General features: G+C 61.1%; 22 protein-coding genes. 13 read left to right on the forward strand and 9 right to left on the reverse strand.

Going from position 1 to position 25,433, the window contains the following annotated elements:
* Positions 1–147 precede the first annotated feature (147 nt).
* Complete coding sequence (nth, locus tag F3J08_RS03390) at positions 148–840, reverse strand: endonuclease III (RefSeq protein WP_240149109.1); 693 nt, start codon at positions 838–840, stop codon at positions 148–150.
* A 154-nt stretch (positions 841–994) separates the two neighbouring features.
* On the opposite strand from nth, the gene F3J08_RS03395 reads away from it, so the two are divergent.
* Positions 995–2,770 carry an ABC transporter ATP-binding protein gene (locus tag F3J08_RS03395; RefSeq protein ID WP_370458666.1) on the forward strand — a complete coding sequence of 592 codons (1,776 nt, stop codon included), beginning with the start codon at positions 995–997 and terminating at the stop codon, positions 2,768–2,770.
* A 277-nt stretch (positions 2,771–3,047) separates the two neighbouring features.
* Positions 3,048–3,677 (forward strand): LysE family translocator, encoded by a 630-nt coding sequence (locus F3J08_RS03400; protein WP_166928443.1) that lies wholly within the window; start codon positions 3,048–3,050, stop codon positions 3,675–3,677.
* On the opposite strand, the gene F3J08_RS03405 is transcribed toward F3J08_RS03400, so the two are convergent.
* From F3J08_RS03405 to F3J08_RS03420, 4 genes are all read right to left on the reverse strand, one after another.
* Entirely contained in the window at positions 3,660–4,376 is a 717-nt protein-coding gene (locus tag F3J08_RS03405) for a hypothetical protein (RefSeq protein WP_166928444.1), read from the reverse strand. The genes F3J08_RS03400 and F3J08_RS03405 overlap by 18 nt on opposite strands.
* Positions 4,377–4,397: 21 nt before the next feature.
* The gene (rdgB, locus tag F3J08_RS03410; RefSeq protein WP_166928663.1) at positions 4,398–5,021 is read right to left on the reverse strand and encodes an RdgB/HAM1 family non-canonical purine NTP pyrophosphatase; all 624 of its coding nucleotides are present in this window, start codon (positions 5,019–5,021) and stop codon (positions 4,398–4,400) included.
* Between the two features lie 20 nt (positions 5,022–5,041).
* Entirely contained in the window at positions 5,042–5,803 is a 762-nt protein-coding gene (gene rph, locus F3J08_RS03415; protein ID WP_166928445.1) for a ribonuclease PH, read from the reverse strand.
* A gap of 226 nt (positions 5,804–6,029) precedes the next feature.
* The gene (locus F3J08_RS03420; RefSeq protein WP_122040377.1) at positions 6,030–6,818 is read right to left on the reverse strand and encodes an MOSC domain-containing protein; all 789 of its coding nucleotides are present in this window, start codon (positions 6,816–6,818) and stop codon (positions 6,030–6,032) included.
* 102 nt (positions 6,819–6,920) lie between these two features.
* On the opposite strand from F3J08_RS03420, the gene hrcA reads away from it, so the two are divergent.
* On the forward strand, positions 6,921–7,967 hold the full coding sequence (hrcA, locus tag F3J08_RS03425) for a heat-inducible transcriptional repressor HrcA (RefSeq protein ID WP_035444483.1): 1,047 nt from the start codon (positions 6,921–6,923) through the stop codon (positions 7,965–7,967).
* 114 nt (positions 7,968–8,081) lie between these two features.
* Complete coding sequence (locus F3J08_RS03430; RefSeq protein WP_122040456.1) at positions 8,082–8,312, forward strand: bacterioferritin-associated ferredoxin; 231 nt, start codon at positions 8,082–8,084, stop codon at positions 8,310–8,312.
* A 182-nt stretch (positions 8,313–8,494) separates the two neighbouring features.
* Here F3J08_RS03430 and bfr read toward each other — a convergent pair whose 3' ends face one another.
* Both bfr and F3J08_RS03440 read right to left on the reverse strand, forming a co-directional pair.
* Positions 8,495–8,986: a bacterioferritin gene (gene bfr, locus F3J08_RS03435; RefSeq protein ID WP_023979379.1), complete on the reverse strand. Its 492-nt coding sequence runs from the start codon at positions 8,984–8,986 to the stop codon at positions 8,495–8,497.
* A gap of 344 nt (positions 8,987–9,330) precedes the next feature.
* Positions 9,331–11,178: a DEAD/DEAH box helicase gene (locus F3J08_RS03440; RefSeq protein ID WP_166928446.1), complete on the reverse strand. Its 1,848-nt coding sequence runs from the start codon at positions 11,176–11,178 to the stop codon at positions 9,331–9,333.
* 253 nt (positions 11,179–11,431) lie between these two features.
* On the opposite strand from F3J08_RS03440, the gene F3J08_RS03445 reads away from it, so the two are divergent.
* The 3 genes from F3J08_RS03445 (at position 11,432) to F3J08_RS17370 (ending at position 14,730) form a co-directional block, all read left to right on the forward strand.
* The gene (locus tag F3J08_RS03445; RefSeq protein ID WP_166928447.1) at positions 11,432–13,594 is read left to right on the forward strand and encodes an FUSC family protein; all 2,163 of its coding nucleotides are present in this window, start codon (positions 11,432–11,434) and stop codon (positions 13,592–13,594) included.
* A 174-nt stretch (positions 13,595–13,768) separates the two neighbouring features.
* On the forward strand, positions 13,769–14,338 hold the full coding sequence (locus F3J08_RS17365; protein ID WP_205206693.1) for a sugar phosphate isomerase/epimerase: 570 nt from the start codon (positions 13,769–13,771) through the stop codon (positions 14,336–14,338).
* Positions 14,335–14,730 (forward strand): sugar phosphate isomerase/epimerase, encoded by a 396-nt coding sequence (locus F3J08_RS17370; protein WP_205206695.1) that lies wholly within the window; start codon positions 14,335–14,337, stop codon positions 14,728–14,730. The genes F3J08_RS17365 and F3J08_RS17370 overlap by 4 nt, the downstream gene beginning before the upstream one ends.
* A gap of 62 nt (positions 14,731–14,792) precedes the next feature.
* On the opposite strand, the gene F3J08_RS03455 is transcribed toward F3J08_RS17370, so the two are convergent.
* Together F3J08_RS03455 and F3J08_RS03460 are read right to left on the reverse strand one after the other, a co-directional pair.
* Positions 14,793–15,440, reverse strand: coding sequence for a class I SAM-dependent methyltransferase (locus F3J08_RS03455; RefSeq protein ID WP_166928448.1), 648 nt, complete (start codon positions 15,438–15,440; stop codon positions 14,793–14,795).
* 140 nt (positions 15,441–15,580) lie between these two features.
* Positions 15,581–16,207, reverse strand: coding sequence for a hypothetical protein (locus F3J08_RS03460; RefSeq protein WP_166928449.1), 627 nt, complete (start codon positions 16,205–16,207; stop codon positions 15,581–15,583).
* 110 nt (positions 16,208–16,317) lie between these two features.
* Here F3J08_RS03460 and dapF point away from each other — a divergent pair, with 110 nt between their 5' ends.
* From dapF to F3J08_RS03490, 6 genes are all read left to right on the forward strand, one after another.
* Complete coding sequence (dapF, locus tag F3J08_RS03465; RefSeq protein ID WP_166928664.1) at positions 16,318–17,118, forward strand: diaminopimelate epimerase; 801 nt, start codon at positions 16,318–16,320, stop codon at positions 17,116–17,118.
* Complete coding sequence (gene mtaB / locus F3J08_RS03470) at positions 17,115–18,359, forward strand: tRNA (N(6)-L-threonylcarbamoyladenosine(37)-C(2))-methylthiotransferase MtaB (RefSeq protein WP_166928450.1); 1,245 nt, start codon at positions 17,115–17,117, stop codon at positions 18,357–18,359. The genes dapF and mtaB overlap by 4 nt, the downstream gene beginning before the upstream one ends.
* Position 18,360: 1 nt before the next feature.
* On the forward strand, positions 18,361–19,308 hold the full coding sequence (ftsY, locus tag F3J08_RS03475; RefSeq protein WP_166928451.1) for a signal recognition particle-docking protein FtsY: 948 nt from the start codon (positions 18,361–18,363) through the stop codon (positions 19,306–19,308).
* 558 nt (positions 19,309–19,866) lie between these two features.
* Positions 19,867–22,596 (forward strand): TonB-dependent receptor domain-containing protein, encoded by a 2,730-nt coding sequence (locus tag F3J08_RS03480; RefSeq protein WP_408863202.1) that lies wholly within the window; start codon positions 19,867–19,869, stop codon positions 22,594–22,596.
* Positions 22,597–22,785: 189 nt separating this feature from the next.
* A complete protein-coding gene (locus F3J08_RS03485; RefSeq protein ID WP_166928452.1) occupies positions 22,786–23,598 on the forward strand; it encodes a hypothetical protein in 813 nt (270 codons plus the stop codon).
* Positions 23,595–25,409, forward strand: coding sequence for a ShlB/FhaC/HecB family hemolysin secretion/activation protein (locus F3J08_RS03490; protein ID WP_166928453.1), 1,815 nt, complete (start codon positions 23,595–23,597; stop codon positions 25,407–25,409). Before F3J08_RS03485 ends, F3J08_RS03490 begins: the two co-directional genes overlap by 4 nt.
* The last annotated feature ends 24 nt before the right edge of the window (positions 25,410–25,433 follow it).

The raw sequence follows: 25,433 nt of genomic DNA on the forward strand, positions 1-25,433 counted from the left end.
AGCGATCGTTGGCGCGTATCGTCGATCATGTCTGCCAACAGGGCCGGGAAGGGGGAACCTTTCCGGCTCTGTCGCTATCTGCACACCCGCAGAGCCATTGTCACCGAGACCATCATATAATCTACGCGAGGGGCCAGTCTCAGTGCGTCACGCAGGGTTTGCGGCGGCGGTTTTCTGCTGCAACTGGTCCTTCAGGGGAAAGCGGCAAGGATCAAAGGCAACGCAGCGTCCGCATTCCGGGCTGCGCGCCTTGCACACATAGCGCCCATGGAGGATGAGCCAGTGATGGGCGGGACGCAGCATGTCCTTCGGGATACGTTTGATCAGCCCATCCTCGACTGCGCGCGTGGATTTTCCGGGCGCAAGCCCTGTGCGATTACCCAGGCGGAAAATATGCGTGTCCACAGCCATCGCGCTTTCACCGAACATGACATTCAGCACCACGCTGGCCGTCTTGCGCCCGACACCGGCCAGAGCTTCCAGAGCCACGCGATCGGAGGGGACCACACCGCCATGCAGCGCCAGAAGTTGCTCGGAGAGTTTGAGCACGTTTTTCGCCTTCGCACGCCATAAGCCAATCGTGCGTATATGGCCCGCAATGCCCTCCTCACCCAGTGCCACCATGGCCCTTGCATCCGGTGCGGCTGCAAAGAGACCTGCCGTCACCTTGTTGACCGATTTATCGGTTGCCTGGGCCGATAGCACGACCGCGACGAGCAGGGAGAAAGCGTCGTCATAGACCAGTTCACTCTCGGCATCCGGGTTGGCCTCGGCCAGTGCCGTGATGAATTGACGTGCCTGCGCGAGGGTCATGGCCCTTCTGGCCGAGGGAAGAGACATCAGAACCATTTCATCATGTTGCATAAGGGCGTTTGAAGCCCCACAATAAGCGCTTCCCGCCCCAGACTACCAGTATGCCCGCCCAGCCGAACGTCTGGCGGAGGAGCTTTCTTTCGTGTCCAATACCGACAACACCCCGACCCGGCCGCGCGATATTGCCTTTGTCGATATCGTGCGCTTCGTGATGCGCCGATGGCTTGAGCATCCGGCCTTTCTGACACGCACCGTGCTCGGTATTGCGCTCGCCACCATTGCCGACGTGGCAACGCCGGTCCTGTCGGGTCGACTGGTAACCGATATCTCCAGCCATACTGGCGGTGCCCCTCACGATGCCGCACAAATGGCCCTGCGCAATGATGCGCTGTTCATGGTGGGTGGGCTGATCGCGCTTGGGCTGGTGGGGCTTCTGGGGCGGCGTTCCTCCTATCTTGGCATTACGCATCTCAGCCTTGCCATCATGCAGCGCGCCCTGTCTCAGGGTTTTGCGCGTGTGCAGCGCTTTTCGACCGACTGGCACGCCAATAATTTCGCAGGGTCCACCGTACGCAAACTGACCCGTGGCATGTGGGCCATCGACACGCTTGACGACACCTTGCTGCTGCTGATCGCCCCGGAGGTGCTGGTCCTGAGCGGCACCACGCTTGTTCTGGCATGGCACTCTCCGTTCATGGGGGCCGTGCTGGCACTTTCTGTTGTGCTGTTCACCTGGCTCTCCGTCGTGCTGACACTGCGTTACGTGGCGCCTTCGGCCCGCGCGGCCAATCGCTGGGATACGAAAGTGGGTGCGGCTATCGCTGATGCCGTGACCTGCAATGCCGTGGTCAAGGCTTTCGGCGCCGAACATCGCGAGGAACGCCGGCTGGACCGCGTGTTGCGTGCCTGGAGCGGGCGCACGGCGCGCACCTGGATCAGGGGGACCAACAGCGCCAACCTGCAGGGCTTTGCCTCGCTGGTCATGCGTATGCTTCTGGTGGCGCTGATCGTCTGGGAATGGTGGCAGGGCAAGGCCGGACCCGGCGATGTGGCCTATGTGCTGACGATGGTGTTTCTTGTGCAGGGCTATCTGCGAGATCTGGGCCAGCAGGTCAGCCAGGTCCAGCGTTCTGTCAACGAGATGGAAGAGCTTGTTGCCATTTTCGATCAGGCGCCCGGCGTTCAGGACTACAAGGGCGCGGGCAAGGCCGCCTTCACGCAAGGTGACGTTCGTTTCGAGAATGTGACGTTCCAGTATCCCGGTCAGGATACGCCGCTTTATCGTGATCTGGATCTCTCGATCACCCCCGGTTCGCGTGTTGCCCTTGTCGGGCCAAGCGGCTCGGGCAAGACGACCTTCACCAAGCTCATCCAGCGTCTCTATGACACAACCGGGGGCAGGGTGCTGATCGATGGCGTGGATGTGCGCGATGTCACACAGGACTCATTGCGTGCCCACATCGCCATCGTTCCGCAGGAGCCGATGCTATTCCATCGTTCCCTTGCGGAAAATATCGCTTATGCCCGACCGGGGGCAACGCAGGCCGAAATCGAGCGTGCCGCGCAGCTGGCCAACGCGAGTGCGTTTATCGAACGTCTGCCGGAAGGCTACGCTACGCTCGTTGGTGAGCGTGGGGTCAAGCTGTCGGGCGGTGAGCGTCAGCGCGTGGCGATTGCCCGTGCGTTTCTAGCCGACGCCCCCCTGCTGATTTTCGATGAGGCAACGTCCAGCCTCGATTCCGAGTCCGAGGTTCTGGTGCAGGACGCCATGCATCGCCTGATGGCCGGTCGCACAGTGATTGTGGTGGCGCACCGGTTGTCCACGGTGATGGAGCTGGACCGTATCCTCGTGTTCAGCAAGGGCGCGCTGAAGGAGGATGGCTCGCATGCCGAGCTGGTGCGGCGTGAAGGGGGGATCTATCGCCGCCTGTTCGAGTTGCAGTCTCTGGAAGGATAAGGGCGCCGCCCCCCTCCACAGTGGACGCAAGCAATATCCTGATACGGCCGTGTCAGATCGCGGTGGTTCAAGATCTGATTGTGAGAGACCTGATGCTTATGGTCGCCGGTTATCCATCAGCCCTTGTTGCGTTATTCATGGGGCGTGCCTGCGCCCAGTCCCTGGAGCCACCCTGTCAGCATTGATTTCCCGGCGATGATCTTTGCGCTTGGTGCGCGCGCGTGCTCCGTTATCCTTGCGCTTCGCACCAACGCCCAAATCCGTGATGGGACCTCGCATGACCCTTCAGACATGGTGGCTTTTCGTAGTCACCGTCTTTTTCATCTCGGCAACACCCGGCCCGAATATGATGCACGCCCTGGGCCGTAGTGTTCAGGTGGGTTTCCGCCGCAGCCTTGCGGCCATGGCCGGGTGTATCACTGCGCTACTGCTGGCGCTGGTACTGTCGGTCATGGGTATTGGCGCGATTCTGATCGCCATGCCCCGGCTGTTCGATATTATCCGCTACGCTGGCGCGGGCTATCTGATTTTTCTGGGAATTAAGGCATGGCGGGCGAGTGATTCACCCGATCCCCCCGGAGAGACCTCAGGAGCCCCGCTGCATGTCAGCCGTTGGGCATTGTACCGCACCGGGTTTCTGGTCGGTATCAGCAACCCCAAATTACTGCTTTTCGCGGCTGCCTTCTTCCCGCAATTCATTGATCATCATCAGCCGGTTCTGCCGCAATTCGGCATACTGGTTGTGACCTATCTTTTCTCGGACGGGTTGTGGCTCACACTCTACGGCCTCGGCGGCCGGTCACTCTCGCGCTTTCTGTCGCGCCGGCCGGTCAGACGGGCTTTCAACCGTCTGACCGCCATCGTGTTTGTCGCCTTCGGGATCGTGATCCTACGAGCGAAGGCCTGATTGTGCGGCACCATGATGAACGCTCAGACCTGTCAGTGTCACCGCAATCTGGTCTGGCGTCGTGCCAATATCATTGATTGCGTGGGCGCCGGTGCGGAACATCACAGGAATTGCCATCGCCTGAGGTGACAGGCGGAATGCGCTGGGCGTTCCGTTGGCCGCTACTGTCATCATGCCGTCAGGGCGTGTGTGAAGCACGATATGGGCGGTGTGGGTGTTATCCAGCGTGCCGAGCACAACGCCATTTTCTGGCGCATTGTCGACCTGACCATGCAGCACCAGACGGTCGCCATCAACCAGAATGCGCAGGATCGGGGTCGCATCCTCATCGGCGGTCAGTTCGGCCAGAACGACATTCCCGCTTTTGGGGAAACGATCGATATGAATCGTCGCATCAAGCATGGCTTCGGCGTCAGCCACACGCCAGGGACGGGATTCGGAAAACTCCGTTCGTGGCTGGCGCGCGTGATAGGCCGTTGGCTTGCGCGCTTCACTGCTCAGGGCAACGCCGCCCGGCGTCAGACGATATGGGGCATCGGCCTTGGGCTGCCCCAGTGCAGTGGCGGGCAGCACCGACATGCTGAAGGCCTTTGTTTCACGCAGGTCAAAGCCGGTCGGATCGAAAACGGGCGCCGCATGGACTGCCGCCACAAAGGAGGCGAGGGCGCAGGCCGGAAAAAGGAACAAGCCTTTCTTCATGACGGGTACTCCTGTTGGAATTCAGTCGCCATCGGGTGCGACGCAGGTCTCCAGAAACCGGGCCAACGCACGACCTCTATGGCTGGTCGCGTTCTTTTCTTCTGCCGAGAGTTCGGCAAAACTGCGGCAATCACCTTCGGGGATAAAAATCGGGTCGTAACCATGGCCCTGCGCGCCGCGTGGCGGCCAGCAGACCGCCCCTTCGCAACGGCCCTCAGCAAAGCGTGTAACACCATCCGGCCAGGCAACGCAGAGCACAGCCACGAAGGAGGCCGAGCGATCGGCCGCGTCGTTCATTTCGTCATGAACGCGCTGCATGGCCACCTGCATGTCACCACCCGGGCCGGCCCAGCGGGCTGAATAGACGCCGGGACGCCCTTCGAGGGCGCTGACGCAGAATCCGGAATCATCAGACAGGGCAGGCAGCCCCGTCGCGCGCGCTGCAGCAAGCGCCTTGATGGCGGCGTTGCCCTCAAAACTGTCAGCCGTCTCTTCCGGCTCGGGCAAAGAGAGCTCCGCCGCCGAGACGATCTCGATGCCGCTATCGGCCAGCAGAACCCGGAATTCAGCCAGCTTGCCTTTGTTGTGGCTGGCGAGCACAACGGGCTCGCCCCGCCTGAGAACCCGCTGGCCGGGCTCGGTCATGTCGGCTGGTGCCGCGCTGCTCACGCCGTTTTTCCGTTTGCAGCGCTGCTGTTTGTAACGCTCTCAAGCGCCTTGCGCTGGGCAACGAACAGGCGCGACGTGCCCAGCTTGGCAAGCGCCATCAGCGAGGCGAATTCGCTCTCGCTGAACGGTGCGTCTTCTGCCGTGCCCTGAATTTCGACAATGCCGCCTTCGCTGGTCAGAACGAAATTCGTATCGGCCTGGGCTGAGCTGTCTTCGATGTAATCGAGATCGAGCACGGCGCCGGCATCGGTCAGACCGCAAGAGACCGCAGCCACCTGCGCACGCAGGGGCGAGCGCTTGAGCACGCCAGCCTTGATCTGCTTGTCGAGAGCAATGGCAAGGGCCATCCAGGCGCCTGTGATGGCGGCGCAGCGCGTGCCACCATCGGCATTGAGCACGTCGCAATCGAGCGTGATGGTCATCTCGCCCAGGGCACGCAGGTCCACACAGGCGCGCAGGGCGCGGCCGATAAGGCGCTGGATTTCCTGCGTACGGCCCGACTGCTTGCCCTTGGCCGCTTCACGGTTGCCACGGGTATGCGTCGCGCGCGGCAGCATGCCGTATTCCGCGGTAATCCAGCCCTGCCCCTGACCACGCAGGAAAGGCGGCACGCGGTTTTCGATCGAGGCTGCACAAAGAACCTCGGTGCCACCCACGCGGATCAGCACGGAGCCCTCGGCATGGCGGGCAAAGCCCGGCTCGATGGAAACGACGCGGTTCTCGTCGGCCTTGCGGCCTGAAGGGCGGGTGCTGGACATGGAGCGTTTTCCTCGTTTCAAGCGCAGAAGATGCGGTCGGGTGCAGCTTTAGCGCCTGGGGCCCTGAATGACAAAGCCGAATGACAAGGCAGAATCATGCGGGTCAGGTCCGTCCGGGACCCTGCCGTCACCGCCATCACCCAAGGCAACGGGTGAGGCACGCGTCCTCCGACCAGGGGCAGATTGTCAGGATGACCGGGCGCGGCGTCGTGCCCAGCCGACCCGCTCAGTCGATCAGTTCAACCGCATCCCCAAGTCGGATGGTCCCTGCGTGGCGGATGACCGCATTCTGGCCGAACATGACTCCACCGGGACGGTGGCGAAATCCGGTCATGGTCTTGAGTGGCTCGCGCGGAACAGGAATCGTCCCGCTTTCCTGATCGATGGTGGTGACGATGCAGCGGCTGCAGGGTTTGACCAGGTCGAGTTCAACTGTACCGATCCGGATGGAGCGCCATTCATCCTCAGCCCAGGGCTGATCGGTCTCGATGACGATATTGGGCCTGAAACGCTCCATCGGCACGGGCTGATCAAGACGGGCATTGAGGTCGTCGAGTGATGCCGTGTTGGTGACGAGCAGGGGAAACCCGTCTGCAAAGCTCACGCTACCAAAATCGGTCGGTCTGGCATGGGCCGGGTCGGCCATATGCACGAGCCTGCACGCTGTGCCGAGAATAGCGCTCAGCCATGCCGCAGCCTCGTCTCCGGCATCCCGTGCCGCAATGGCATGGTCCTTCCAGACGCTCACCGTCATTGCGGGTGCCTGAGGGGCAGGCGGATCGATCCTCAGTTCCGAGCCGTCGCTACCGGTCAGGTGAAGTGTCTCACCGTTTAACGCCGTCAGGATGCGTGCCATGGCCGGATGCTGGCGCTGCGTCATGAAGCGCCCATCCGGCGCAACCACGAGCCAGCGTCGGTCGCCACGCGGCCCCCAGGGGTCGAGTTCGAGTGCCGTCATATCAACCCGGTGCAGGCTTTTGACAGGATGGATATATAAGGCTGCAAGGCGGGTCATCGGCACGACTCCGGAGTGGATGGACAGGACACGTCGTGACAGGTCTAGTCGCTCGGGACGGTGACAGGAAGCCAGCTGGCGCGTCGGAAAAAGGGGCAGGGCATGATCGATCTTTCAAACCTGCCGGGTGGCATGGATGCCCGGTCGGCTAATGTGCTGCGCGAGATTGTCGAGCAGTACATGGAGACGGGTGATCCCGTGGCCAGCAAGACGCTTGCCCAGCGCCTGACGCCCTCGCTTTCTCCCGCGACCATACGCAATGTCATGGCGGAGCTGACCCAGGCCGGATTGCTGTTCAGCCCCCATGTCTCGGCGGGTCGCCTGCCCACCGAGAAAGGCGTGCGACTATTCGTGGATGGTCTGTTGCAGTTCGGCGCGCTCGATGAACTGGAGCGCGCCCAGATTGCCGGGCGTCTGGCGCTCAAGGGGCGATCCATGCAGGAGACGCTGGCTGAGGCCTCCTCCATGCTTTCAGGGCTTTCGGCAGCAGCGGGTCTGGTTCTGGCCCCCAAGGGCGATGGTGCCCTCAAGCATATCGAATTCGTCGCGCTCGGGCCGGGCAAGGCTTTGGTGATCCTTGTGGCAGCCGATGGTCAGGTCGAGAACCGCGTGATCGAAACGCCACCGGGTCTGCCGCCGTCAGCCCTTGTCGAGGCGGGCAATTATCTCAACTCCCTGCTTGGCGATGTAACACTGAGTGCCTTGCGCCAGCGCGTCTCGGAGAATTTACAGCAGAACCGCTCTGATCTGGATGTGCTGGCGACCAGCGTGATCGAGAGTGGTCTTGCGATGTGGGATGAGCAGCATGGCACGCTCTATCTGCGCGGGCAGGGCAATCTGCTGACCGACATCACCGAAATCGAGAAACTCACGACCATCCAGATGCTCTTTGAGCGTCTGGAGGCGCAGGAAACGATGCTGCGCCTGCTTCAGCTGGCCCAGGAATCGGACGGTGTCCGGATCTATATCGGTGCCGAGAGCGGGTTTTTTGGCATGTCGGGCGTATCGATGGTCGTGGCACCGGCGCGCAACGAGACGAATCGCATTGTCGGTGCCATCGGGGTGATTGGCCCGACACGGCTCAATTACGGGCGGATCGTGCCTGTGGTGGATTACACGGCCCGTGTGATCGGTCGCCTGCTGAGCTGAACAGGCAAGCTCTGACACCGCTGTGACATGTTTTTTAAGAATCACTCGCAATTTATCATTGAGAATTATTCTCAAACGCTGTTAGGGTCGCGCCGTTCTGAAGTGGAATGGCTGATGATCGTCTGTTCGTGTAACGCCCTGACCAATCATGATATCGCTGATGCCGTAAACAGAGGGGCCTCGCGCGCGCGGGAGGTCTATGCCTCCAAGGGGTGCAAGGCCCAGTGCGGCAATTGCGTGCCCGGCGTGGTGTGCGCCCTGCGTAGTCTGCTGCGCGAGAGAAAGGAGGCCGCGATGGCCTTCAACACCGTCGATCAGGGTGCTGGCAACGCCGCTTACGCCTGAGTGGGGGCGCTCGCACCGGGCTGCGCTGATGGGCCATCATATCGGCAGGCTTGTCGATCTGCCTGTAGGGGGCCGGACACACTCGACCGGCCATAAAAAAACCCGCCAGCCTGCGCTGACGGGTTTTTTCGTTTCCGGGGTCCTGTACGGGCAAGCCCGGGGCAGGTGTGTCCGGTTCTGTCTTACTCGGCGGTCTGATCGGGAGCCGGCGAGGAGTTCAGCGTGATGTAGCGCTGGATACCAACCTGCTTGATCAGATCGAACTGACGGTCGATGAAATCTTCATGCTCTTCCTCATTGGCGAGGATACGAATCAGCAGATCACGTGACACGTAATCGCGTACGCTTTCGCAATAGGCGATACCTTCACGCAGATCGGCCAGCGCCTTTTCTTCAAGCTTGAGATCGCAGGCGAGGATTTCCTCAACGCTTTCACCCACCAGGATCTGGTTCAGACGCTGCACGTTCGGCAGGCCACCCAGATACAGGATGCGCTCGATCAGCCAGTCGGCATGACGCATCTCTTCGATGGATTCGTCATATTCCTTCTTGCCCAGCTTGGTGACGCCCCAGTGATTCAGGGTGCGGGCATGAAGGAAATACTGGTTGATGGCCGTCAGCTCATTGGTGAGCTGGATGTTCAGATGCTCGATAACCTTCGGATCTTTAAGCATGGTTGGCTCCTTTTTCTGTCCTGCACGCAGGAGGGGCGCATGGCCACTCCCCGCAGGCTGTGTGACGCTGTTCAAGCATGGAAAAGAAGCGGGTGCAATAGAAATAACGTTGATCAGTATTGAAGTATCGAAGTTGAGAATGACTCTCTCTATTGGTGTGGAGTCAGTAAATGTTGTTGCAATTTAATTGCAACAACGAAGTCGCCTCAAATCATGGGCGCAAAATCAGGCCCCTTGACGCAAAACACCCCGCGCAAGGCGGGGTGCAGCGGGACAGAATCCCGTCAGATCGCGAGAGCCGTCGCCCGGTGGCACAACCGCCCGGACGAACGCTTCTTATCCGATCAGTAGCGCTTGCGCGACGAGCCCTTGCCGTTGCCGACCGAGTTACCCTTGCGGAATGAAGGGCGGTCGCCGCGATCACCGCGATCACCCCTGTCACCACCACGCTCACCTCTGTCGCCACCGCGATCGCCGCCACGGTCACCACCGCGGAAGCCGCCCTTGCCACGAGGAGCAAAGCCACCCTCACGCGGGCGGCGCGGGCCGCGCGGCGGGGCGGAAGGGCCAGTCGGGGCGGAAGCCGGCTCGATCTTGGCTTCATCCGCATCGGCACCGGCAACGCAGGAGCGGAAACGCTCGGCGCTGTCAGGGGCAATCTCGAAGAGTGTGTGATCCGTGTCGATATGGATCGCACCGATCTCGCTCTTGGTCACACCACCCAGGCGGCAGATGAGGGGTACCAGCCATTTCGGGTCGGCACGCTCGGTGCGACCAATGGCGAGGCTGAACCACTCACCGCCCATACGGTCCACCCGGCCTGTGAACTCGCGGGGTGCACGATCGTCGCGCATGCCACGGGCAGGGGCGTCAACGCTGACCGGACGGATCGACTCGACGCTCGGCAGGCGGCTCTTGTAGAGGCGCACGAAGGCCGTTGCGAGCTGATGCGCGTCATGCGCATTTGCCAGCTGCGATGCCAGGGCATCTTCATTGGCCTGCGACGGCGCGAAAAGCGTCTCGTCTTCCATCAGGCGCTTGGCGTCCTGCTCAAGAATGGCATCGGCCGAAGGGACGCTCTCCCACTCGGCATTGCTGATCTTGGCAAAGGAGAGCAGGCGCTCAGCCTTGCGACGCTGGCTGACAGGCACCATGACCACGCAGGTGCCCTTGCGGCCTGCACGGCCCGTACGGCCCGAACGGTGCAGCAATGTTGCTGCTTCGCTCGGCATATTGGCATGGATCACGAGTGAGAGCGCCGGAATGTCGATGCCACGTGCGGCCACGTCGGTGGCCACGCAAACGCGTGCCACACCCGAACGTAGGGCTTCGATGGCGCGCGAACGCTCGTTCTGGCCCATTTCGCCGGAGATGGCGACCGAGGCAAAGCCACGCTCGACCAGCGCTGCCTGCACCTGCGCGACCATGGCGCGGGTGTTGCAGAACAGCATGGCGGTCGGACTCTCGTAGTAACGCAGAACGTTGACGACACCGCGACCGATGTCATTCGGCGCTGTCAGCACGCATTTATACGTGATGTCATCATGCTGCTTGGACGTGGAGACCGTGTTGATGCGCTCGGCGTTCTTCTGGAAGCGGCGCGCCAGATTGGCGATTTCCTTGGCGATGGTCGCCGAGAAAAGCAGCGTACGGCGTTCGACAGGCGCGGCATCCAGAAGCTGTTCCAGCTCGTCGCGAAAGCCCAGATCGAGCATCTCGTCGGCTTCGTCCAGCACGACCACGCGCAGATCGGACAGGTTCAGGGCACCGCGCGACAGATGATCGCACAGGCGGCCTGGCGTCCCCACAACGATATGGGCACCGTTCGACAGGTTGCGGGCTTCGCGACGGGCATCCGTGCCACCAATGCAGCTGACGATACGCGCACCGGTCTCGGCATAAAGCCACTGAAGTTCGGTCTGCACCTGCAGGGCCAGTTCGCGCGTTGGGGCAACCACCAGAGCAAGCGGGCTGTTGGCGGGGGGAAGGCGCTCACTGCCTTCGGGAATGAGGGTCGGGGCAAAGGCGAGACCGAAAGCAACCGTCTTGCCCGATCCTGTCTGTGCGGAAACGAGGAGATCCCGTGTCTCAAGGCCTGGCTGCAGAACGGCTTCCTGCACGGCGGTCGGTGTTTCATAACCGCGTGCCGCCAGAGCGCGGCTTAGAGACGGTACGGTATCGGGAAAGGGCATGCGGTTCGGACTCAATCAGGATCGTGCGAAGAGAGAACGCCGAGACAGGAATGCGCTGTTCGAGCATGGCTCGCGGCGTAAGGAAGGCGGTCAATAAAGAATATGCGAGCTGAAATCTAGGATTAAACGGCACCCGTGCTGAAAACGCTTCTACGGGAACCTGACTCGGCACACTCCCAATATATGGGACATGCGCGCCAAATTGAAGCGATTGCTGCCACACAAACCGTTAAATTCGGGTAAGACGCCACGTATGATCGCCGCGTTCTTCTCCCGTCAAAAGGGTGCGTTTCTGCGCCTGCACGCGCAGCAATGGCCTTTGAAATGGCTTTTTGCCCCCAGCGGCAATGCGTTCGAATTCGCCTTGCGCAACACCATCGCCTCGCTCGTCGCGCTCGGAATCGCGTTCTGGATGGAACTGGGCGAACCGCAATGGGCCGCCATGACTGTATGGATCACGGCGCAGGGCTCACGTGGCGAGAGCCTCTCCAAGGGTCGGTGGCGTCTGGTCGGCACCGTGCTGGGCATGGCTGGCGCGGTGGGGCTGGTTTCAGCGTTTCCCCAGGCTCCGTGGCTGTTCATTCCTGCTCTGGCGCTCTGGGCCGGGCTCTGCACGGGGCTGGCGACGCTGTGCCAGAATTTCCGCGCCTATGCCTTTGTGCTGGCGGCCTATACCTGCGCCATTATTGCAACCGGCGCCCTGAACGCGCCCGATCATGTGTTTGAAATCGCCATGGCGCGCGGCACTTATATCTTTCTGGGTGTCGTATGCGAGATGGTGGCGGGGCTGGTCTTTTCGGCTTCTCTGGCGGTCAAGGCCAGACGCACCATGCGCGGCTGGCTGATCGAGGCTATAGGGGCCGCCTCAAAGGTCATTGGCGATGTGCTTGATGGCGCCCCGCCGCCCGAGGCGGCGATACGTGCCGTATTCAGCCGAACGCTCAGTCTTAACGAGCAACTCGAATTTACCGTGGTTGAGGTCGGGCGCAGTGACCATGCAATCGCCTGCGCCTATGCCACGATCGGCATCCTGTCGCGACTCGTCTCGCGTGCGTTGGGGATGCAGGCGCGACTTTCCACACAGCTTGTCCTTTCCGAACGCGCCAGAACGGGGCTGGCCGAGGTGGCGCGTTTTGTCCGGAACGTACCGGCAAGGCTGGACGATGCTGACACGCTTCTGGCGCTGCGTCGGGATCTCGAGGCGCTCGCTGCGCGCTGCGACATCCTGCATGACGAAGCTGGCGCGACCGATCATCCGGGAGAAGGGTTCAACCCCGCTGACGCGATCATCCTTCAGGGTATGCGCCTGATTCTGGAGGAATATCGCACGCTGCTGATCTATTTCGAGGCCCGTCCGACCGAAGCCACGACTCCTGCGCGGTATCGGCTGCGACGCGTGCTGCATTTTCATGCGGCATTCCATAACGCCATGCGGTCTGCCGCTGCCATTTGTCTGGCCGGACTGGTATGGGAGGTCACGGCCTGGCCACAGGGGGCAGCGTTCATCTCGTTCATCGCTGTGGTGGTGGGGCGGTTTGCCACCACCGATAATACCGTGCTCGTCAGCAACCGCTTTTTCTACGGTGCCTGTCTCGCCGCTCTGGCTTCCATCCTGCCGGTATTCTTCCTTATTCCCACCGGGACGGGGTTCGAGGCCCTGATCGTGGCTCTGGCCCCTTTGATGTTCATCGGTGGCCTTGCGGCACGCAACCCAGCCACTGCCACCGCGGCGGGGTCATATAATACCTTCCTGCCCGCGCTGATTGGTCTCGATAACCATATGCGCATGAACGAACTGACCTGGTTCAATGCCACGATCGCCCTGCTGCTCGGGCTTGGGGCAGGGGTGCTTGTGTTTCGTTGTATCCTGCCATTCAATATCTATCAGGTATGTGCCCTGTTGCGACGACGTGCCCTGTACGGATTGCAGCGTATCTGTGCGACGCCGCGGTTTCTGCCGGCCGAGAATCGCTGGATCGGGCTCATCACCCAAGGCATGGAACGTGTCATCCGTTATGCAGGCGCCTCGCTCACCCCGTTCATGGAACTCAACCTGCATGGTCTGCTCTCCACCATGACCCTTGGGCGTAACCTTCTTTTTCTGCGTGGTGTCGCGGCACGGCCTGTACTTCCTGCGGCGCTGCGCGACATTCTTACGCAGTTCTTTACTGGGCTCGGTCCCCATTGGCTTCGTGGCCCCGGTGTCGAAGCCGCCGTGTTCACGTCGCGGATCGAAAGCGCCATCAGCGTCATTCATCAGCATGCGGCATCGGCGGATAACCGGGAATGTCCGGCTTATGCGGAGGTGCTCGGGAGCCTTCTTGTGGTGCGGCACGAATGGCAGGGCAATCAGGACTGGCTGAATGACCGGCACTTCAGGCGTTGCCTGCAACTGGCCCGTGCGACCGGACAGTAATCTGCGCCACCGGACCAGCTTGTCCGGAGGGCAATAGATGGAATGTTAGTCGATCACAGCCAAATGATCATTTCATAACGAATTTATGTTCCGATTCGGGTGTGAGAAGAGAATATAAATTCTCTCATGCGGGCCATTCCACCAGTCCCGTCACACTGAAAGGGTCGTCATGCCATGAAGATCGGTTTCGTTTCCGACAGTCTCGGCAAGCTTTCTTTCGAAGCCATGCTGGATCAGGCCGTTGCGCTCGGCGTGTCGGGCGTGGAGGTCAATACGGGCGGGTGGTCACCGGCGCCGCATGTCGATCTCATGGAACTCAGGCAAAGCGCCGAAGCTCGTCGGCGTTTTGTGCGTGCTTTCGAGCAGCGCGATCTCGAAATTATCGCCCTGAACGTCAACGGCAACCCTCTCCACCCGGTGGATACGCGTCAGGGTCAGGATCTTGAGGAGACGATCCGGCTGGCGGGTGATCTTGGTATCGGCACGATCTGTACCATGTCGGGCCTGCCGGAGGGGCAGGAGGGGGACCGTTTGCCCAACTGGGTGGTGAGTTCATGGCCGCCCGAAGGTCAGGTTGCCAAGGAATGGCAGCTGCGTGAGCGTTTGCTGCCCTATTGGGAACGTATCCTGCGTATGGCGCCTGATCACGGTATCACGCGTATCGCGCTCGAACTGCATGGCGGACAATGGGCCTATAACGTTCCCAATTTCCTGCGCCTGCGCGCGAAGTGCTCGACCCGATGATCGGGGCCAATCTCGACCCCTCACACATGTTCTGGATGGGGGCTGACCCGATCGCCGCTATCGATGCGCTGGGTGACGCCATTTTCCATGTCCACGCCAAGGATGCCGGTTTCAATGAGGCGAGGCGGGGGGTGACATCGAATCTCGAAAACGGCCCGCTGGGTCTGCCTTCGGCACGTGCCTGGTCGTATCTCACGCTTGGCTATGGGCATGACACGCTATGGTGGCGTCAATTCTGCTATCGTCTGCGCATGGTGGGCTATGATGGCTGGCTGTCCATCGAGCATGAGGACCCATTGCTGGATGCAGTGGAAGGGCTTGAGAGATCAGTCGCCCTTCTGCGTGAGGTCATGCCAGTGGCCCTTGGCGGCTTTAATCAGATGGATATCTGAACGGTGCCCCTTTTGGGGTTTACCCAAAGGCCGGCCTCGGACATGCGGTCGAACGCAGCCGATCAGGCCGCGAGTTTCTTGCGGCCAATCACGGCATGGACGGTATCATTCCACGCCGTAAGGTCCTCGGGGGGCACGACCTCACCGGTGTCCAGATCACCAAAACCTGCCTTGTCGAGCAAGAGCGTGACAAGACGGGTGCGGTCGGCGGGCTCAAGCGCCTGCCACAGGGCCACGGCTTTCTGCGCGATGAAATTGTCGGAAAAGGTGATGATGAATGGCGCACCGGGTCGCAGCACACGGTTGACCTCCTCCAGCACGGCCAGCGGATTGGTCAGATAGGCAAACCCGTCGCACAGGCACACGGCATCGAACGTATCGTCAGGCAGGTCGAGTGCCGGTGTTTCGTTCAGATCCTGCTCGATCCGTCGTGTCAGGGCGATATTGGCCTCAAGGGCCTTGCCGTTCACATCCAGCCCAAGCACGGTTTCAAGCTGCGCCTCCGCAGGGAGGTGGCTCATCGTCCCGGCCATGAGGTCGAGTATGACACCCGTGGCAGGAAGCGCGGTCTGGTAAAGGGCCGTGACCGCAGTGCGGGCGCCTGCATCCATCTGCGTTGAATCGCCACGACCAGCGTAAAAACTGCGGTCGGGGTCGTTATTGGCGCGGGTGAAGGCTGCCGGGTGCAGCCCTGACGGGGTATCAGTCATCGGACCAGTCCTGCCTGTCTCTGCTCTGGCGTGCTCGCAGCATTGCGAGGACCCGCGCAGGGATGACGCCATGACAGGCACACGTCAAGACAAACAGCCTCTCTACGCGCGCTGCCCGCCCAGGCGATGTGAGGCCGGATTCAAAGCGCTGCGCCGTGCCACTCGAACGGACCATCGGAAATCCCGGCGATGCGGGCGTGACGGTCCACAGGGATAGCCTGCTGGCGCAGGAGCGGCTGCAGCGCCTCGCTCACCTCGCGATAGGGCGCACGGGATGGCGGCGCAGTGAGGATGACATCAAACAGCCCAAGCTTGCGATAGTCATTGAGGCGCTGCGCGACTTCCTGTGCGGTACCTACGAGCGCCGAGGCAGCCACCTGCGAAGGGAGTCCCTGATCGATCAGGGTTTCGGTTTCATCCCAGGCTTCCTCCGTGCTGTCCTTGAGCACGATGTCCAGTGCCACCACGGAGCGGGCCGGGTGGTCGACAATCTGCGATGGCAGGCAGTGCTCGTAGAGCGCCATGGTCTCAGCCACGCTGCCATCGGGCCTCAGCCGCTCGATGCCGCCAGGGCCCTTCCGCAGCAGATTATGCTGCGCGGCATGACCATGCATCCAGTCGATCATGTCATCACGAACGAGCAGGCTGCATCCGGTGGGCAGTTGCGTCAGGCATTTTTCAAGCGCCTCCCGGCTCATATCAAGGCACGACCAGATGAGACGGACATGGCGTGCAATGGCGGGGGTGTCGTAGGAGGCGATGAACATGGGTCTGTTATCCTGCATCGCAACGGGCGATGCGTCGGCTTTGAAAATTTACGTCAAGAAACCGGAGGTTTCCCGTGCCGTGGCGGCCCGGACCCACTATAACTGCCCGTATGATGATCCGGTTCCATAAGATGCAGGGCCTCGGCAATGACTTCGTCATTATCGACAGGCGCCACGAGCGTTTCGACGCCACATTACATACCATGTCCAGGCTCTGTGACCGTCGCTTTGGCGTCGGGTGTGACCAGCTTGTGCTGCTCGATGCGCCAGATCGCGATGGGGCTGATATCCGGGTGCGTTTCTACAATCCTGATGGGTCCGAAGCAGGGGCGTGCGGCAATGCCTCACGCTGTGTCGCTGCCCTCATTGGCAATGCGCCGGTATTACAGACAAGTGCGGGATTGCTGCCGAGCTTCATCACGCCCGAGGGCGAAATCGGGGTGGATATGGGTGTGCCCGCGCTGGACTGGCAGCGTGTCCCCCTGTCGCAGGCGATGGACACCGTCGAACTGCCCCTGCCGGGCAGCCCTGCGGCCTGCTCGATGGGTAATCCGCATGCGACCTTCTTTGACGGGATGGACCGTGCGGACCGCGAGGGCGCCGCGCTGGAGCGCGATGCGCTCTTTCCGGAACGCGCCAATATCGGCTGCGCCGAGATCGTCTCCCGTGATTTCATTCGGCTGCGCGTCTGGGAGCGTGGCGCCGGGCTGACACTGGCCTGCGGGTCCGGAGCCTGTGCTGCCGTGGTCAATGGTGTGCGTCGCGGCCTTCTGGACCGGGAGTGCCGGGTGGAAATGGACGGCGGTGCGCTGCGTATCCATTGGCGCGAGGCAGACGGTCATGTCCTCATGATTGGCCCGGCGACCCATGTTTTCGAGGGGCTCTATCCTCTCGGGACGCATGACGGATGAGCGGTGCCCGTCTCCTGACCTTCGGCTGCCGCCTCAATCTGCATGAAAGCGAGCGTATGCAGGCCCTGACTGGCCATTTGCCGGATGTCGTGGTGGTCAATACCTGCGCGGTGACGACAAGCGCTGAACGTCAGGCGCGTCAGGCCATCAGACGTGCCCATCGTGATGACCCCGGCAAGCGTATTGTGGTCACGGGCTGTGCGGCCCAGATCGCGCCGCAGGACTGGGCCAGCCTGCCCGGCGTGTCGCATGTGATGGGCAATACCGAAAAGCTCGAGGCCGCCAGCTGGACGGAGACCGCCCTGAAGCAGCGGGGGGCGGTTGCTGATATCATGCAGGCCGCACCCAATCCCGCTTCCCCCGTGGTCGAAACGGGAGGGCATGTGCGTGCCCTGCTTCAGGTGCAGCAGGGCTGCGACCATCGCTGCACATTCTGCATTATCCCGTATGGGCGCGGCCGCTCGCGTTCGGTGCCCACCCGGGACGTGATCGCCCGCGCCCGGGCGCTGGTCGAGGCGGGCCATCATGAAATCGTTCTGACGGGTGTCGATATCGCCTCCTGGGGGCGGGACCTTGATGGCACACCTGCACTGGGCACGCTTTGCCGTGACGTGCTGTCAGCCGTGCCTGAACTGCCCCGACTGCGCCTGTCCTCGCTCGATCCGGCCTCTGTCGATGCCGATCTGTGGTATCTGCTGGCCGAGGAGCCCCGTTTTCTGCCGCATCTGCATCTCTCGCTACAGGCAGCGAGCGATATGGTGCTCAAGCGCATGAAGCGCCGCCATTCGGTGCAGGATGCCGCCGATCTGATCGCGCAGGCGCGGCGCCTGCGCCCCGATATCGCGATCGGGGCCGATCTGATTGCCGGATTTCCGACTGAAACCGAGGCTCAGGCGCAGGAAACGCTCGATTTTGTCGTGCGTCATGAACTGCCCTATCTGCACGTCTTTCCCTATAGCGAGCGCCCAGGCACCCCGGCGGCCCGTATGCCCAGCGTCCCCAATGCAAAACGTCAGGCGCGTGCGGCGGCCCTGCGTGCGGCAGGCGAGGCCAATCGGCAGGCCTATTGGCGCGGTATGATGGGGCGCCCTCTCGATGTTCTGATGGAGGGTGCAACCAAGGGCCACTCGGCCCATTTCGTGCCGGTGCGTCTGTCTCGCGGGCAGGCAGTTCGTGGCACACGCCTCACCCTTGTCGCCCGAACCCTTGACGAAGCAGGGCTGGTAGCAGAGATCAACTGACATGGCCGGATTTTTCTCACGTCTGAAACAGGGGCTGACGCGCTCGACGCAGAAGCTGAATGCTGCTCTCACCCATCGCTATCTCGACGAGACAGCGCTGGAGGAACTCGAGGACGAGCTGATTGCGGCCGATCTCGGCCCCGCAGTGGCCGGGCGTGTGATCGAGGAGTTCCGCACGTCGCGTTTTGGTCGCAATGTTACGACCGAAGAAATTCAGGAGGCTCTGGCCACCGAAATCGCCCGCGTGCTCGAGCCTGTGGCTCAGCCCTTCGATCTCAAGACCGAGCACAAGCCGCATGTCGTGCTCGTGGTGGGCGTCAATGGCGTGGGCAAGACCACGACCATCGGCAAGATGGCCAAATGGTTCCGGGATCAGGGACGCTCGGTCATGATGGTGGCGGGTGACACGTTCCGCGCCGCTGCTGTCGAGCAGTTGCAGGTCTGGGGTGAGCGCACCGGCGCGCCTGTCATTGCGGGCAAGCCGGGTGGGGATGCCGCAGGCCTCGCCTATGAAGGCATCAAACAGGCGCGTGAATCAGGAACCGACCTGCTGTTCGTCGACACGGCCGGGCGTCTGCACAACAAGGGCGCGCTGATGGAAGAGCTCGCCAAGATCATCCGCGTCATGAAGAAGTTCGACGAAACCGCTCCTCATTCAGTGTTGCTGGTGCTCGACGCCACGACCGGACAGAATGCAATGGAACAGGTGCGTGTTTTCCGTGAACTCGTGAATGTAACGGGTCTGATCGTGACCAAGCTCGATGGCTCCGCACGGGGTGGTATCGTTGTGGCACTGGCCGACGCCTTCAAGCTTCCGGTGCATCTGGTGGGCGTGGGGGAGCAGGTCGAGGATCTGCGTCCCTTTTCGGCGCAGGAATATGCGCGCGGTCTTGTGGGCGGAAGCGGTGCCGATCTGACCAGCCATCTGATCGACGAACCTCAGGATTAAGCCAGCGACCCGGCTTGACCATGCGTGGCCTGTGGTGGCTACGCCATCATTAACTTTCCGGCATGCCTTTCGTGTGGAAAGGCCTGTATCGGTCATCACAAACCCGAGCGGGCGTCTGCTGAGCAACACCGATTGCCGCCCAGTTCGGCACCTGACCTCGTCGGCCTCCGGGTGCAGGAGCGTTACCGTGCCCCAGAGGCGATTCCCGCTCCACCCCTGACTTTGCGCCTGTGTCGCAATGGGGGTCGTGGATCGTTTTTTGCGAGGCTTCCCTCCATATCGTGTCATTTTCGCAACGAAGATTCGACGACTGATATGGGGATTAACGATGCGATAACGAAATAACGCTGATTCAATTAATTTTTAAAGTTCGACACAAAACAGAAATATTTCGTCGCACTCGCGAGTTTCTCGTTATGCCAGCGTTACGTTTCAGATGAATTACGTTACGTGTGGAGCGTGTGACCTATGGCGTTGAGCCTGCGCAGATCTTTCCTTTTGACATTTACGGCAGTGGCCGGACTATCCACCTCGGCAGCCATGGCGGCCACTGTGCCGATGGACGCAACTGCCACCAAGAAAAAGACCCTGGTCAAGACCAAACAGGCCACACCCAAATCAGAAACGATCATGGTAACGGGATCGTATCTGCGTAGCTCGAACAACAGCTCGGCCAACCCCGTCCAGATCGTGACTGCCAAGCAGATCCAGCAGACTTCGGCTGTTTCGCTGGGTGACTATCTCCAGCGCCTTCCCTCGGTCGGCTCATCGGGTACGCCCAACCAGCAGACCAATGGCGGTGGTGGTGTGAGCTGCACCGATATCCGCAACTTCGGCTCCAAGCGTGTGCTCATCCTGATTGACGGCAAGCGCACGGCAATCAACGCGGCCACATCCTGCGTGGATCTGAACACGATCCCCATCGAGGAAATCGCCAGCGTCGAAATGCTCAAGGATGGCGGCTCCGAGCTTTATGGTGCGGATGCCGTCTCCGGCGTGATCAACATCAAGCTGCGTCATGACGTCACCAAGGCGACCATCACCATGCGTGGCGGGATCTCGCAATACGGCGATGCCAAGACGGGCCTGCTTTCCGCCATGAAGGGTTTCAACTTCGATCACGGCAAGGGCAACGTCACCCTTTTCGGCCAGTACAATACATCTGGCGGCATCATGAGCCAGGACCGTGCCTGGGCAGCGAACCCGCAGCAGAGCAACCCGGTGACCGGCACGCCGCTTTATGGCTCCTCCATCATTCCGGCAGGCCGTGTGACCGACCCGCGCACAGGGGCCAATCTGGTCTCGAATGGGGATGGTACCTTTCACCGTTACAGCAATGCCGACCGGTATAATTTTGCCAAAGACACGATGGTGCAGAATTATAACCAGAATTCAGCCCTGTCCGGCGATGCCCATTACGACCTGGATAGCCATTTCAAGCCCTACGCCAACGTGCGGTACAGCCACACGACAACGGCACGGCAGATGGCTGCAGCCCCGGTCTCCGGTGGTATCAAGCCGTCTCCGCTGCTGTCGTCCTGGACCATCCCGGCAGGGAGCCCCTATAATATCTGGGGACGTGACGCGATCATGTCGCGCCGTATGAATGATCTCGGTCCGCGCAAGATGGATTACGCGACCGATACCTGGACCGTTATCGGTGGCGCCAAGGGCAAGATCTGGCGTGGCTGGGAATATGATGCGTCCATGACATACGGCCAGAGCCGCTGGACCGCGAACACGCAGAACATGGGCAATTATCGTCATCTGCTGCAGATGACCGGTGTGCGTCAGCTCGACCCCACCAATCCGGGCAGCAAGATCGTGTATGACCCGACCGTCTGCACCAGCCAGCCGGGCTGCGTCTTGTCCAACCCGCTCGCGCCGCTTTCACCCGAGGCTGCCGCTTATGGCAAGTTCACACAGCACGATCATGCCGAATATCAGCTGCGCGACTTCAACCTGCGCATCAATAACAGCAGCGTCGTCAAGATGCCCTATGAGCATGGCGGCAATGTCGGTATCGCCTTTGGCATGGAGCATCGCAGCGAGCAGCTGAGCAGCAAGCCCGATCCGATCGTTGTGAGCGGTGATTCCACGGGCAATGCCTCAAGCTATAGCGGCGGTGGCTTCAATGTGAATGAAGTCTATGCCGAAGGTCAGATTCCGCTGCTCCAGAACGCATTTCTTGCCAAGGATCTGACCATTGACGGTCAGGGCCGCTGGTCAGACTACAACACCTTCGGATCGACCAAGAACTGGAAGGTCTCGATCAACTGGGCCCCGGTGCGCGATATCCGCTTCCGTGCGACACTCGGAACGTCCTATCGCCAGCCCAACGTCTACGAGCTCTATGGCGGTCAGAGCCTCGGCTATCCGTCGGCATACGATCCCTGCAGTGCCGTTTCCAGCTACGGCGTACAGGCCGCCGCTGTCCAGGCCCGCTGCGCAAGCGAGGGGATCAATACGGCGACTTTCGTTCCGCAGAACACGGGGCAGGTTCCGACGGTTTCCGGCGGCAACGCCAAGCTGCAGCCTGAGAGCGGTCGTACCTATACGGTCGGCACCGTTGTCACGCCACGTTGGGTACCGGGTCTCTCCGCCTCGGTCACGTACTGGCATTATTCGCTCAACAACACGATCAGTACGCTGGGCACACAGTATATTCTCGACCAGTGCTATACCGGTGCGGATACCAGCAATTGCGGCGCTATCGCTGCGCGCTCTTCCTCGCAGCAGCTGACTTCGGTCAACGCATTCTATCAGAATCTGGGTGGAATCCGCACCAGCGGCATTGATTTCGACCTCGACTATCATGTGCGTCTGACGCCCCATGACAGCCTCACCGTCTCAAACAACATGCAGCAGCTTGTCAGCTACCTGCAGCAGAACGTGCCGAATGGTAAGTGGTACAACTACACCGGTCGTCTGTTCTATGCCGGTGGAAGCGGCCAGCCGCGCGTAAGCGATTATGCCCAGGCGACCTGGCAGCATGACGATTTCAGCTTCACCTACATGATGCGCTATATCGGCGGCATGGTGTGGAATAACGGTGTGACCGATCTGACGGCCAAGACCGCCGGACAGTACAAGACGCCCGGTATCTTCACGCATGACATCACGCTGGGCTATCGCCTCAACCGCTGGAACTTCCAGGCGGGCGTAAGCAACCTGCTCGACAAGAAGCCGCCCTTTGTCATGGATGCGGCCACTAACACCAATATCTATCAGTATGGCAGCCTCATTGTTGGCCGCTATGCCTTCCTGCAGGCTGGCGTCAGCTTCTGATCTGGCCCTGTCACCGGTCGGGCCATGCCTGATGCATGGCCTGACCTGAGCAGGCTTCGAGATCTGTATTCTCGTTATCCGGCCTGTTCGTTACAGGTCGGGGGCGGCGGAAGAAAAACCTGGAACGATCAGCACTGATCACGGTTTGGTGATATACTGAACCCTTCCTCGTCTTCCTGCCCGGTTACCATGCGCCGCCCTCATGCTCTTCGCCGTCTCTGGCGGTCATCGCTTCCTGTTGTTCTCCCCGGCATCATGCTGCTTGGCGCAGGGGTAAACCCATGCCACGCGCAGCGGGCGGAGGGAGCGCAATCGGCGGGCGGTTTCGCTCCCGGAGCGCGTGCCTCGGCCTCGGCCAATGGCACACTCGATAGCGTCGTTGGCAATCGGCCCTCTCCCGTCAAGGCAGAGGTCGGGCTGAATGGCGAGACCTATCGTGTCACCCCTGCCGGCACATTGATCGGGCCTGACGGACAGGCCGTGTCTGGCGGCTGCCCGGCACCCGACAGCGTCGCGTCAGGCCAGTTCATTGCGGGCGGTGCGCCATCCGAACCGGCCCTGGAGGGAAGTGCCGGCGCAGGGATTGGCGCGCGCAAGGACGAGGCTGTCATGATTGGTGTGACGGATCAGGCTGCCCCCCTGAAAACAACTCGTGACGAAAACGAACGCGCAGGGAATGGCGGAACACGCCCGCAGGCCACCATGAACGCCTCTTTTGGACCCGCAGGCGTGTATGTGCTGCCCGAGCCATGCCGTCATCATGGCGCGGGTGACAAGGCCATGATTCATGATGCTGCGGCTTCGCTCGCTTCAGCCGGAGGCAATGTGTTTGCTCTGGCGGGTAATCGCAATGGAATGCGACAGGCCAATCGTGCCGTTGCCTTGCCCGATGGCGATGTGCTGCTGACGACAGAGCGCCCCGACCATGCAGAGCCGCGTCTTGCACCGGTTGCAACGGACGACCGGGTTGCCGCATCCACCCGGCAGGAAGCCAGACCATGAAGGGGCTGCGCGGGCGAGCTTTGGGTCATTCGGGACAGAAGAGGGCAGGATGCACGCCATTCACGGTCAGACTCCTCAGGGCCGGTGCTCTCTGCTGCGCCGCCATCGGTATGGCCAATTCCCCCTTGGCGCAGGCTCAGACGGTTTTTCATTCCGGCGCAACAAGCCGCAGCGCAAATCTTCCAGATCTGTCAGCGCCTGCGAGCAGAACCCACGATCTCGCGCCCGTTGCCCTGCAGTCGGACCGCCTGGTGCTGCCCCAGCTTCGTGCACTCATCATCCAGCCTGCAGGGCGTATCAGCGAACAGGACGGGCGCTCCTCCCTGACCACTACCGGGCTCGATATTCTCCGCTCTCCTGATTTCATAGCCATCATGATGCCGTTCATCGGGCAGGCTCTTCGCTTCGGGCAGATGCAGACGCTCATCGATGCCGTGGTCGGGTATTATCGCGCCAGGGGTCATGCCTTCGTGACGGTCAGCGTACCGCCCCAGAAGATCCATCAGGGTATCTTGCATATCGATGTGCTCGAATATCGCATCGGTGCGATACGGGTCGTCGGCAATCAATGGTTTTCCGACCGCACCATTCGCAACCAGAGCGGGCTCCGAACAGGTCAGACACTTTCGCTGGATAGCCTCCAGACCGATCTGAGCTGGGTCAACAGCAACCCGTTCCGGACCGTTGATATGGTCTATCGCCCCGGTGCCGCGCCGGGTTTGACGGATGTCGATCTGAAGGTTGCTGATCGCCTGCCGCTCTATGTTTACGGGGCCTACAACAACCAGCTCGATCCCACGCTGGGCCGCGTGAACTGGGATCTTGGCATATCATGGGGCAATGCCTTCAATCTGGGGCATATCCTTACCTATCAGTTGCAGCGCAGTGTCTCGGGGCGTTTCACGGGGCATAATGGCAGCTGGGAAATTCCGTTGACTTCCCGCGATGCCCTGCTGGTATTCGGAAGTTATTCGGTCTCTTATCCGGTGGCCGATCAGCCCCTTACCAATAAGGGCATTTCAGGTCAGGCATCTCTACGCTGGCAGCATATGTTGCCCCATATCGCCCTTGGTACGTTGTTCGGCCTCGATGGCACGACACAGCTTGGTTTTGACTGGAAATCGACCATCTCGGACCAGTTTAGCGCGGCTGTGCCACTCATTCTGGCCAATGCCGAGACCAACCAGTTTGTCGCCGGGTTCATGGGATCGCTGCAGGACCCTCTGGGCAAGACCGAGATCAACAACCAGATCGTCTACGGGCCGCCCGGCATTTCAGCCTATAACAAGCGGGGCTGGTATGAGACGATTTTTCCCAACGCCAAGCCGAATTATGTCTATGACCGCCTGACCCTGAAGCGCGCCTTATCGCTCCCCTGGGGGTTCAAGGCCAACACGCGTGCCGCGTGGCAGGGTGCGACCCATAATTTGCTGTATAGTGAGCAGCTGATGATTGGCGGCATGGGCACGGTGCGTGGTTATTACGTCAACACGTCCTTCGGCAGTCGTGGCCTGATGTTCAGCGAGGAGATCAATACCAAGGGCTTCTCGCTTGGCAAATGGACGGGGTTCAATGCGTTGGAAGACACGAATACGCTCGGCGCCTTCTGGGACTGGGGCGATAATTCGCAGGTTCATCCGGCCGGTATCGGGCCGCGTGTGGTAACGCTTTCCAGCATCGGGGCCGATCTGAACAGCAAGATCAATCGGCATCTCAACATGACGGTCGATGCAGGCTGGCGTCTGCGCCGCGCAGCCAGTCGCGGCGATCGGGGCGTGTTCTGCGATTTCAATCTGGTGGCAGGGTTCTAGTTTGCCTGATAGCCCTGCTGTCGG

The organism is Asaia sp. As-1742, from assembly GCF_011753235.1.
GTDB lineage: Bacteria > Pseudomonadota > Alphaproteobacteria > Acetobacterales > Acetobacteraceae > Asaia > Asaia bogorensis_B.

Bases quoted from the DNA above. Each gene is read 5' to 3' on its own strand.
- F3J08_RS03400 (WP_166928443.1), top strand. From the start codon at position 3,048: ATGACCCTTCAGACATGGTGGCTTTTCGTAGTCACCGTCTTTTTCATC.
- F3J08_RS03455 (WP_166928448.1), bottom strand. From the start codon at position 15,440: ATGACTGATACCCCGTCAGGGCTGCACCCGGCAGCCTTCACCCGCGCC.
- hrcA (WP_035444483.1), top strand. From the start codon at position 6,921: ATGATCGATCTTTCAAACCTGCCGGGTGGCATGGATGCCCGGTCGGCT.
- ftsY (WP_166928451.1), top strand. From the start codon at position 18,361: ATGGCCGGATTTTTCTCACGTCTGAAACAGGGGCTGACGCGCTCGACG.
- F3J08_RS17365 (WP_205206693.1), top strand. From the start codon at position 13,769: ATGAAGATCGGTTTCGTTTCCGACAGTCTCGGCAAGCTTTCTTTCGAA.
- mtaB (WP_166928450.1), top strand. From the start codon at position 17,115: ATGAGCGGTGCCCGTCTCCTGACCTTCGGCTGCCGCCTCAATCTGCAT.
- F3J08_RS03485 (WP_166928452.1), top strand. From the start codon at position 22,786: ATGCGCCGCCCTCATGCTCTTCGCCGTCTCTGGCGGTCATCGCTTCCT.
- dapF (WP_166928664.1), top strand. From the start codon at position 16,318: ATGATGATCCGGTTCCATAAGATGCAGGGCCTCGGCAATGACTTCGTC.
- F3J08_RS03490 (WP_166928453.1), top strand. From the start codon at position 23,595: ATGAAGGGGCTGCGCGGGCGAGCTTTGGGTCATTCGGGACAGAAGAGG.
- F3J08_RS03440 (WP_166928446.1), bottom strand. From the start codon at position 11,178: ATGCCCTTTCCCGATACCGTACCGTCTCTAAGCCGCGCTCTGGCGGCA.
- rph (WP_166928445.1), bottom strand. From the start codon at position 5,803: ATGTCCAGCACCCGCCCTTCAGGCCGCAAGGCCGACGAGAACCGCGTC.
- F3J08_RS03445 (WP_166928447.1), top strand. From the start codon at position 11,432: ATGATCGCCGCGTTCTTCTCCCGTCAAAAGGGTGCGTTTCTGCGCCTG.
- bfr (WP_023979379.1), bottom strand. From the start codon at position 8,986: ATGCTTAAAGATCCGAAGGTTATCGAGCATCTGAACATCCAGCTCACC.
- F3J08_RS03405 (WP_166928444.1), bottom strand. From the start codon at position 4,376: ATGAAGAAAGGCTTGTTCCTTTTTCCGGCCTGCGCCCTCGCCTCCTTT.
- F3J08_RS03420 (WP_122040377.1), bottom strand. From the start codon at position 6,818: ATGACCCGCCTTGCAGCCTTATATATCCATCCTGTCAAAAGCCTGCAC.
- F3J08_RS17370 (WP_205206695.1), top strand. From the start codon at position 14,335: ATGATCGGGGCCAATCTCGACCCCTCACACATGTTCTGGATGGGGGCT.
- rdgB (WP_166928663.1), bottom strand. From the start codon at position 5,021: ATGACCGAGCCCGGCCAGCGGGTTCTCAGGCGGGGCGAGCCCGTTGTG.
- F3J08_RS03480 (WP_408863202.1), top strand. From the start codon at position 19,867: ATGGACGCAACTGCCACCAAGAAAAAGACCCTGGTCAAGACCAAACAG.
- F3J08_RS03460 (WP_166928449.1), bottom strand. From the start codon at position 16,207: ATGTTCATCGCCTCCTACGACACCCCCGCCATTGCACGCCATGTCCGT.
- nth (WP_240149109.1), bottom strand. From the start codon at position 840: ATGTCTCTTCCCTCGGCCAGAAGGGCCATGACCCTCGCGCAGGCACGT.
- F3J08_RS03430 (WP_122040456.1), top strand. From the start codon at position 8,082: ATGATCGTCTGTTCGTGTAACGCCCTGACCAATCATGATATCGCTGAT.